This window comes from Achromobacter sp. 18P8.1.1, assembly GCF_057799415.1.
Genome location: NZ_JBYOKH010000032.1, coordinates 67,301 through 76,424, shown reverse-complemented (window position 1 = coordinate 76,424; position 9,124 = coordinate 67,301). Strand labels below are relative to the sequence as shown.

The 9,124-nt window shown below is 66.2% G+C and carries 8 protein-coding genes; 2 read left to right on the top strand and 6 right to left on the bottom strand.

Annotated elements, in window-relative coordinates:
• Positions 1-104: 104 nt before the first annotated feature.
• Entirely contained in the window at positions 105-1,235 is a 1,131-nt protein-coding gene (locus tag AC27VE_RS19965) for an acyl-CoA dehydrogenase family protein (RefSeq protein ID WP_088590155.1), read from the top strand.
• A gap of 7 nt (positions 1,236-1,242) precedes the next feature.
• Here the strand turns inward: AC27VE_RS19965 and AC27VE_RS19960 are convergent, their stop codons facing one another.
• The 4 genes from AC27VE_RS19960 to AC27VE_RS19945 form a co-directional block, all read right to left on the bottom strand.
• Positions 1,243-2,190, bottom strand: coding sequence for a DUF4434 domain-containing protein (locus tag AC27VE_RS19960; RefSeq protein WP_424626364.1), 948 nt, complete (start codon positions 2,188-2,190; stop codon positions 1,243-1,245).
• A gap of 62 nt (positions 2,191-2,252) precedes the next feature.
• The gene (locus AC27VE_RS19955) at positions 2,253-2,666 is read right to left on the bottom strand and encodes a YidB family protein (RefSeq protein WP_006225169.1); all 414 of its coding nucleotides are present in this window, start codon (positions 2,664-2,666) and stop codon (positions 2,253-2,255) included.
• Between the two features lie 111 nt (positions 2,667-2,777).
• Complete coding sequence (locus AC27VE_RS19950; protein ID WP_488704767.1) at positions 2,778-4,001, bottom strand: lytic murein transglycosylase; 1,224 nt, start codon at positions 3,999-4,001, stop codon at positions 2,778-2,780.
• 55 nt (positions 4,002-4,056) lie between these two features.
• A complete protein-coding gene (locus AC27VE_RS19945) occupies positions 4,057-4,881 on the bottom strand; it encodes a ferritin-like domain-containing protein (RefSeq protein ID WP_488704766.1) in 825 nt (274 codons plus the stop codon).
• 97 nt (positions 4,882-4,978) lie between these two features.
• Here AC27VE_RS19945 and AC27VE_RS19940 point away from each other — a divergent pair, with 97 nt between their 5' ends.
• Complete coding sequence (locus AC27VE_RS19940; protein WP_454676351.1) at positions 4,979-6,109, top strand: GNAT family N-acetyltransferase; 1,131 nt, start codon at positions 4,979-4,981, stop codon at positions 6,107-6,109.
• 9 nt (positions 6,110-6,118) lie between these two features.
• On the opposite strand, the gene AC27VE_RS19935 is transcribed toward AC27VE_RS19940, so the two are convergent.
• Positions 6,119-6,589 (bottom strand): cyanophycin metabolism-associated DUF1854 family protein, encoded by a 471-nt coding sequence (locus tag AC27VE_RS19935; RefSeq protein ID WP_006225173.1) that lies wholly within the window; start codon positions 6,587-6,589, stop codon positions 6,119-6,121.
• A gap of 21 nt (positions 6,590-6,610) precedes the next feature.
• The gene (locus tag AC27VE_RS19930; protein WP_488704765.1) at positions 6,611-8,896 is read right to left on the bottom strand and encodes a cyanophycin metabolism-associated ABC transporter; all 2,286 of its coding nucleotides are present in this window, start codon (positions 8,894-8,896) and stop codon (positions 6,611-6,613) included.
• Positions 8,897-9,124 lie beyond the last annotated feature (228 nt).

Sequence of the window (9,124 nt, the reverse complement as noted above, 5' to 3'; positions counted from 1 at the left end):
AACCGGGCGACCACTACAGCCTGTTCCTGACCGGGACCGCGGCCGCGCCGGTATTGCACGGCCAGGTCAGCGCCACGGACCCCTACAGCCGCTAAGGAGACGTCATGCGCCGCGTTTTCAGGGATGACCATGAACTGTTCCGCGATCAGGTCCGGCGCTTTGTCGCCAACGAGATCGCGCCCCACTATGCCGAATGGGAAAAGGCCGGCGTCACGCCGCGCTCGCTGTGGCGGCGCGCGGGCGAAGAAGGCCTGCTCAACTGCGCCCTGCCCGAGCCCTACGGCCTGGGCGGCGACTTCGGCCACGCCACCGTCGTCATCGAAGAACTTGCCCATGCCAACTTCCTGGGCATCGGCTTTTCGATCCATTCGGACATGGTGTCGCCCTATCTGCTGAACTTCGGCACCGACGCGCAAAAGGAACGCTGGCTGCCCCCGATGACGCGCGGCGAAGTGATCGGCGCCATCGCGTTGACGGAGCCCGGCGCCGGCAGCGACCTGAAAGCCATCCGCACGCGGGCGCGCCGCGACGGCGACGCCTATGTACTCAGCGGCCAGAAGACCTTCATCACCAACGGTGTGAACGCAGGCCTGGCCATCGTGCTGGCCACCACCGATCCGGACCAGGGCGCACGCGGCCTGTCGCTGTTCTGCGTTGAAGAGAACCTGCCCGGCTACACCAAGGGCGCGGCGCTAAACAAGATCGGCCAGCACAGCCAGGACACCTGCGAGCTGTATTTCGACGAGGTGCGCGTCCCGGCGGATTGCCTGCTGGGGCAGGAGAACGCCGCCTTCGAATACATGACGCGCGAACTGGCGCGCGAACGGCTGGCGATCGCCTTGCGCGCCGCCGCCTCGGTCGAAGGCATGCTGGACGAAGCCGCGCAGTACACCCGCGATCGCAAGGTATTCAGCCGCCGCGTGATCGACTATCAGAACACGCGCTTCAAGCTGGCCAACGCCCGCGCGCAAACCACCATGCTCCGCGTGTTCCTGGACGACTGCCTGGCGCGCCAGATGGAAGGCGAACTGGACCCCACGACGGCCGCCATCGCCAAGTTGAACGCCACCGAAATCCAGGGCCGCGTGCTGGACGACCTGCTGCAGATGTATGGCGGCTACGGCTACATGGCGGAATACGGCATCGGCCGCGCCTGGGTCGACGCGCGCGCGCTGCGCATTTTCGGCGGCACCAGCGAAGTGATGCTGGAGATCATCGGGCGCAGCTTCAACTGACGCGCGCTCAGACGCGCGCGTCCAGCCAGGCGCGCATCAGCGCACGCGCCTCGGGCGTGTCGTCGATGACCCAGGGGTCGATCGCAAACGCCACGACGCGCTTGGCACCATAGCCGCGGGCCACGTCCCATTGTTGTTTCACGCGGCTGAACTCCGCCGAGCGCGCTTTGAAGGTGGACCCGTCGGTACTGCCTGACGGCAGTTCCTCGAACAGTTCCAGGATCAGATCGAACGAGGCCCGACGCGCCAGCAGCATGTCGTGCAGCGGCTCCAGTGCCTGGTAGTTCGCCAGGCCGGCCACGCCCACGCCATCCTGGATCATCGGATGGATCCGCACCTGGTCCAGGATGCCCTGCCACAGCTTCATCAGCGAGCCGTCGCCGGGCAGGCGGCTGTGATATGTCGATATGCAGGGCACGCCCCGACTCGTGGCCTGCGCCGTGCGCGAGAGCGCGTCAAGCCAGGGAATCAACTGCCCCTGGCGCTCAGCCGACGCCCAGTTGTATTGCTCGAGTTCATACGGCAGGTACCAGCCTCGGAACGCGCGGCGCTTGGGCCACGGCGCCGACTCCATATAAGCCACGCCGCGCGAGCGCGTCTGATCCAGGTAGCCGGTGAAGGCGGCCTTGTCCTGGCTGGCCAGCACGTCCCACCAGCGCTGATCGTAGGGCAGGCCCACGTGCACGCCCAATCCCTGGCGCTCGGCTTCGTCGAAGATAAGGCGCAGCACCGCATCGGGCACCATCCAGTCGTCCGGCCGCCCCCCTTCCAGCCCCACCCATTGCAGGAAGATCTCGCGGCAACCCAGCCGCCGGTAGGCGGACAGGCGCACGCGCCAATCGTCGGGGCTCAGGTCCAGATGGCTGCGCCACAGTTGCAGGAACGTGGCGTTCAACGACAACGGCGGCGCACAGGCGGCCAGCGGCGCCAACGCACCAAACGCCAGCGCCTGCAGGAGGCGCCGGCGGGAGGGGGATGCAAGCAGACGGCGTGTCAGGCGAAAATCCCGTGCCGCCTTCAGCCGCGGTTGCCGAACAGGCCGGACAGCGACGCCAGCAGATCGGTCGGGTTGAATTGCTGCCCCGGTTGCACCGCGCCTTCCGGCGTGGCCTTGTCCACCAGCTGCGGCAGCAGCGAAGACAGGGAACCCAGCACGGAATCGGTGTCCTGGCCGGTCTTGGCGGCCAGGTCATTGACGACGCCGGGGTCCAGCACGGAACCGAGCTGGTCGGCGCTGACGGGCAGGTTCTGCCCCGTGCCCACCCATGACGCGACGATCTCGCTCAAGCCGCCCTGCTGGAAGCTGGCGATCAGGCCGCTCAGGCCGCCCGGATATTTGTTCAGTTGCTCGATCAGCGCGGGCAGCAGCGATGCCGAGCCCCCTTGCTGACCGCCGCCGGCCATCGAGGCCAAGGTATCCAACAGACTCATCGCAATGCTCCAGAAAAGTCGGAAAACCAGTATAGGGCCGCTGCTGGCGCAACGCATGTCAGCCCCGTTACCTGCTGCCGGATCTTTGCAAAACTTGTAAATCGCAGCCGGTCAGCCCGAGGTCTTGGCCGCCGCCGACGCCTTCAGGGCCTTCAGCGCCTTCTGCCCCGCACGGCCGTCAGCCGGCAGGCCCAGTTCCCGCTGCGCCGCCTGCAAGGCCTGGCGCGTGCGAGCGCCGATCATGCCATCGGGTTCGCCCACGTCATAGCCTTTGGCAATCAACAGCCGTTGAAGCTCGCGCCGTTCCGCCCGCGACAGCCCGGGGTCATCCGTCGGCCAAGGCTGCACGAGCGAACCGCCGCCGCGCAACCGGTCGGACAAATGGGCAATGGCCAGTGCATAGCTTTCCGCTGCGTTGTAGGAATACAGCGCGTCGAAGTTGCGCGTCACCAGGAAGGCCGGGCCGTTGCGCCCCGCCGGAAGCAGCAGGCCGGCAGGCAGGTCGCCGGCCGGCAAAGCCTGCCCATCCACCCGTGTCACGCCTTGGCGCGCCCAGGACGACATCGGACGCTTGTTCTTGCGCCCTGCTCCCGCCGTGTCGATGCCGGCGGGAAGCTTGACCTCGTAGCCCCACGCCAGCGAAGGATTCCAGCCGGCGCGCTTGAGGAAGTTGGCGGTGGACGCCAGCGCATCGGGCACGCTGTCGACCAGGTCGCGGCGGCCGTCGCCATCGAAATCCACGGCCAGCCGCAAGTAGGTGGACGGCATGAACTGGGTCTGGCCGAATGCACCCGCCCACGAGCCGACCAGGCGGTCGGGGGCGATGTGCTCGTCCTGGATGATCTTCAGGGTGGCGAAGAATTCGCCGCGGAAATAAGCCTGCCGGCGGCCGAAGCAGGACAGCGTGGACAACGACGTCAGCAACGGCCGGCCGCCCAGCGTGCGGCCGAAATTGCTTTCCACGCCCCACACGGCGGCGATGGTGGCCGGGTCTACGCCATAGCGCGACGCCGCACGGTCCAGCTCGGACTGCCAGCGCGCCATGCCGGCCAGCCCGTCCGCCACGCGCTCGTCATCGACCAGGCCCGCCATGTAGTCCCAGATCGGCGTCTTGAACTCCGGTTGCGCATCCAGCAGGTCGATCACAGCCATGTCGGGCGCGAGCCCGGCCGTATGCGTGTCGAAGGTGGCGCCCGACACACCCGCCTTGAGCGCGGGGCCGCGTAGTTGCGACAGGCAGGCGGCAAAGGGTTCCGCGGCCTGCGCCGTCGGGGCGGTGCCCGCCAGCAGGGTCAGGGCGGCGCCGGAGAGCGCGGTGGCCAATAGGGACTTCATGCTTGGGGTTCCTTGGGATAAGCGGCGCGAGTCAGGCAAGGCGGGATCGATCCCGTCAGCCCGCCTGCAGCGCGGCAAGTTCGTCGTCGTCGAAGCCTGCGGCGCGGCGCGCCTCCAGGTTGAAGGGGCCGCGCAGCCGGGGCGCATCGTACCGCTGCGCCAATTCGGCATAGCAGGCCACCGGTTCCTGGCCCGCTTGCGCGCACAGCAGCTTGAACCAGTGGTTGCCGATGGCGACGTGGCCAATCTCGTCGCGCAGGATGATGTCGACGATGGCCGCGCTTTCGGCATCCCCCGCGCCGGCCAGCTTGTTGCGGATCATGGGCGAGGCATCCAGGCCGCGCGCTTCCAGCGTGCGCGGCACCAGCGCCAAGCGCGCCAGCAGGTCGCCACGCGTCCGCTCGGCCATGTCCCACAGGCCGTTGTGCGCCGGAAAATCGCCATATGAGAAACCCAGCACCGCCAGCCGCTGGCGCAGCAGGTCGAAGTGATAGGCCTCTTCGCGGGCGACGCGCAGCCAATCCCGGTAGAAGGCTTCGGGCATGCCGGCAAAGCGCCAGAGGATGTCCAGCGCCAGGTTGACCGCGTTGAATTCGATGTGGGCCAGCGCGTGCAAGAGCGCCGCGCGTCCTTCCTGGGTCGCCATGGAACGGTGCTTGACCAGGCCGGGCACCACCAGTTCCGGGCGCGGCGGACGCCCGGGCAAACCGGCAGGCGCTGCGAACTCCCGCGCGCGGTCAAGCGTCGCGCTATCGGCGATGGCGCGCACCGCCGCCATCTTCTCGGGCCACGCTGCAGCGGCCAGGGCCGCCAGCGCCTGCCCGCGCAGGCAGTCCGTACCTGCCCCAACCTGGGCGGAAGGGATCGTGTTGCTGTCCATGATGATTGCAAACCCCAAGCGCCGAAGCGCCGCGTCAAACCCTGAAAAAACCAACGGTTTCAATACCGTGCGTTGGCGATGACTTTATCATTCACGGATGGATTCCCTGCGCCTGACCATTGAAACCGACCTGTCCCGCATCGACGCCCAGCAATGGGACGCGCTGGCCGGCGACCAGCCCTTTCTTCGGCACGCCTTCCTCTGCGCCCTGCACGAGACCGGCTGCGCGTCCCCCGCCACGGGTTGGGCGCCCCATTACCTGGCGTTCTGGCGCGGCGACGCGCTGGCGGCAGCCACGCCGCTCTACCTGAAATCGCATTCGCGCGGCGAGTACGTGTTCGACTATGCCTGGGCCGATGCCTTCCAGCGCCACGGCATGCGCTACTACCCCAAGCTGCTGTCGGCCATCCCTTACACCCCGGTGACGGGGCCGCGTCTGCTGGCGGCCAACGACGAAGACCGCGCCACGCTGGTGCGCGGCCTGGTCGCGTTCGCCGAAGAGATCAAGGTGTCGTCGCTGCATCTGCTGTTTCCGTCGGATGCCGACATGCGGGTGCTGCGCGAGGCGGGCTTCATGATCCGCGAAAGCGTGCAGTTCCATTGGACCAACCCCGGCTATGCGGACTTCGACGCATTCCTGGGGATGATGAGCCACGACAAGCGCAAGAAGATCCGGCAAGACCGGAAAAAAGTCGCGGCGGCCGGCTTGTCGTACCGCTGGCTGCGCGGCAGCGAGATCGGTGATGCGGAACTCGGCTTCTTCTATGACTGCTATTGCCGCACCTATTTCCAACACGGCAACCCGCCCTATCTCAATCGCGATTTCTTCGTGCGCGCGCACCGCGAACAACCCGACGCCTTCGTGCTGATCCTGGCCGAACGCCACGGCGAACCGATCGCCGCCGCGCTGAACCTGGCGGGCGGCGATGCGCTCTACGGCCGCTATTGGGGCGCGACGGAATACGTGCCGGGACTGCATTTCGAGACCTGCTACATGCAGTCCATCGCGTACTGCATTGCGCATGGCATCGCCCGCTTCGAAGGCGGCGCGCAGGGAGAACACAAGATGGCGCGCGGGCTGCTGCCCACGCCGACGTGGTCGGCGCATTGGGTCGCCCACCCCGGATTTGCCGAGGCGATCCAGAACTTCCTGGACGAAGAGACCTCGGCCGTGACCGACTACCTGGGCGAACTGGAAGGCCACACACCGTTCAAGCGCAGCCCCTAGCCTGGCGGCTTACAGGAAGCGGTCGAGCAGCTTGCGGCTGTGCTTGTCCAGCGACAGGATGTCGCGCACCAGATAGAAGATGCCGTGGCTGTCGGCGATCAGCAGCGTCTGCGGACTGAGCCGGCGGATGTCTTCTTCGCCGCGCAGGACGAAGGACGTGGGGCCGCGATCCGTCTCCACCTTCCACGTGCTGGGCGTGGCGTAGGTCGACACGCTGGCCAGTTTGCGGATCTCGGGCATGAATTCACGGCCCGCCAGTTCTTCTTCGATCAGCGCGCGAGGTCCTTCGGGCACGTCGGTCAGGTGTTCGATCCACACCAGTTCGTGGCCGTCGCTGGTCACCAGCGACAGGCCGCGGCCGGCTTCGCTGATCGGGAAGGCGCGCACGGGGATGACCCCTTCGTGCGTCTCGCCGTCGGCGGATTGATATTCAAGGCGCCCGAAGGCGTTGCGGCGCAGCTGAAAAGACGGCAACGTCATGACGATAATCCCGGTTCCGTGTCAGGCCACGGCGGCCATGTCTTCGCTGCCCGACGCCTGCGCGTCGGCTTCCGCCTGGCGCGCCTGCGCCTGGTAGAGGCGATAGTAGGCGCCCTCGCGGGCCATCAATTCTTCGTGCGGCCCCTGCTCGACGATCTGGCCGCGGTCCAGCACGACCAGGCGGTCGGCCTTGCGCAGCGTGCTCAGGCGGTGGGCGATAGCAATGGTGGTGCGGCCGCGCACCAGATTGTCCAACGCCTTCTGGATTTCCTTTTCGGTCGTGGTGTCCACCGATGACGTGGCTTCGTCCAGGATCAGGATGCGCGGATCGATCAGCAGCGCACGGGCGATCGAAATGCGCTGGCGTTCACCGCCCGACAGGGCCTGGCCGCGTTCGCCCACCAGCGAGTCATAGCCGTGCGGCAGACGCAGGATGAACTCGTGCGCATGGGCGGCGCGGGCCGCCGCCACGATCTCGTCGCGCGTGGCGTCGGGCTTGCCGTAGGCGATGTTCTCGGCGATGGTGCCGAAGAACAGGAACGGCTCTTGCAGCACCAGCCCGATGTTGCGGCGGTAATCCGCCACGCGCACCGAACGGATATCGGCGCCGTCCACCAGCACCGCCCCTTCGGACACGTCGTAGAAGCGGCAGATCAGGTTGATCAGCGTGCTCTTGCCTGAACCGCTATGCCCCACCAGGCCGATCATTTCGCCCGGGGCGATGGTCAGATCCAGCCCGCGGATGACTTGGCGGTTGCCGTAGCGGAACCCCACGTCGCGCAATTCGATGCGGCCGTTGATCTGCGGCAGCTTGGCCGGATTCTGCGGTTCCGGCACGCTGGATACGTGGTCCAGGATGTCGAAGATGCGCTTGGCGCCGGCCGCCGCTTTCTGCGTGACCGAGACGATGCGGCTCATCGAATCCAGGCGCATGTAGAAGCGCCCGATATATGCCAGGAACGCGGCCAGCACGCCCACCGTGATCTGCTTTTGCGACACCTGCCAGATACCGAAGATCCACACCACCAGCAGGCCCACTTCGGTCAGCAGCGTGACGGTGGGCGAAAACAGCGACCAGGTGGTGTTCACACGGTCGTTGACTTCCAGGTTGCGGTTGTTGGCTTCGCGGAAACGCGCCACTTCACGCTTTTCCTGGGCGAATGCCTTCACCACGCGGATGCCCGGGATGGTGTCGGCCAGCACGTTGGTGATCTCGGACCAGATGCGGTCGACTTTTTCAAAGCCGTGGCGCAGGCGGTCACGCACCGCGTGGATCATCCAGATGATGAACGGCAGCGGCACCAGCGTGACCAGCGCCAGCCACGGGTTGATGGATACCAGGATCACCGCCGTCATGACGATCATCAGGATGTCGTTGGCGAAATCCAGCAGGTGCAGCGACAGGAACACGCAGATGCGGTCGGTTTCGCTACCGATGCGCGAAATCAGGTCGCCCGTGCGTTTGCCGCCGAAATACTCCAGCGACAGCTGCTGCAAATGCTCATAGGTGGTCGTGCGCAGGTCGGCGCCGATGCGTTCGCTGACCCAGGCCAGGATGTAGGTGCGGGCCCATCCCAGGCCCCAGGCCAGGAAGGCGGACGCCAGCAGGCCGCCCAGGTACAGGCGGACCTTGCTGTAGTCGATGGGCGAACCGTTCTGGAACGGGATCAGCACGTCGTCCATCAGCGGCATGGTCAGGTACGGCGGCACCAGGGTCGCGGCCGTGCCCAGCAGCGTCAGGATGAAGCCAGCCAGCAACGGGCCGCGGTACGGCCGGGCGAAGCGCCACAGGCGCAGGAGCGCCCAGGTGGTCGACGGCGCCGCCTGCTCCTGGTGGCAGGCGGGGCATTCTTCCTCGTCCGCGGGAATAACGTTATTACAGTTAGTGCAGGTGCGTTCGGCGCGCGCCTCTTCCTTATGGCCGGACAGGCGGATCGCCTGCTGCCCTTCGAACTGGGCCAGGAGGCGCAAGGCGGCCGGATTGCGGGCCAGCGTGAAACGCCAGACCGCCAGGCGGGCCGTATCGTCGTGCAGTTCCAGCACGGCGGCGCCGGCGTGGTCGCTCAGGTTCAGCGTTAATTGGGGGCCATAGACCCAGGATTCCCAGCCGGTATCGTCGGCATTGCGAGCCAACAGCCGGCGGTCGGTCGCGGCGACCAACCCTGGGTGGAACTTCAGCCGTTGATCCAGGTCTATTTCAACCCAGGCCAGCAGGCTTTCGTCTTCCGCTAATTCAGCGCGGATTTCGTCCCGCCAGCGGGCAGGAAAGGCATCGGCAAGGCCGGAAAGCAGGTGTGGTTTTTTCATTGGAACGCATACCGGGCCAGGACTCTGCCCTACTAGGCGGCAACCGGTTTACCACCCACGGCGGCAAACGTGTCCCTTCCTTACAACACAACGAGTTCACGCCTTGAAGGCGTCGTATAGTATCAGCCGATTTTTCTAATTAGGAATATCTGGGATCCCCCACTCGTTGGCATTATTCTTAAGGCGCATCCCCATAAATTCGCCAATAAATTCGCGGTCTTGCATAGG

What these genes read in the sequence shown, in the direction of transcription:
- AC27VE_RS19930 (WP_488704765.1), bottom strand. Translation starts at nt 8,896, where the DNA reads ATGAAAAAACCACACCTGCTTTCCGGCCTTGCCGATGCCTTTCCTGCC.
- AC27VE_RS19965 (WP_088590155.1), top strand. Translation starts at nt 105, where the DNA reads ATGCGCCGCGTTTTCAGGGATGACCATGAACTGTTCCGCGATCAGGTC.
- AC27VE_RS19950 (WP_488704767.1), bottom strand. Translation starts at nt 4,001, where the DNA reads ATGAAGTCCCTATTGGCCACCGCGCTCTCCGGCGCCGCCCTGACCCTG.
- AC27VE_RS19945 (WP_488704766.1), bottom strand. Translation starts at nt 4,881, where the DNA reads ATGGACAGCAACACGATCCCTTCCGCCCAGGTTGGGGCAGGTACGGAC.
- AC27VE_RS19935 (WP_006225173.1), bottom strand. Translation starts at nt 6,589, where the DNA reads ATGACGTTGCCGTCTTTTCAGCTGCGCCGCAACGCCTTCGGGCGCCTT.
- AC27VE_RS19955 (WP_006225169.1), bottom strand. Translation starts at nt 2,666, where the DNA reads ATGAGTCTGTTGGATACCTTGGCCTCGATGGCCGGCGGCGGTCAGCAA.
- AC27VE_RS19940 (WP_454676351.1), top strand. Translation starts at nt 4,979, where the DNA reads ATGGATTCCCTGCGCCTGACCATTGAAACCGACCTGTCCCGCATCGAC.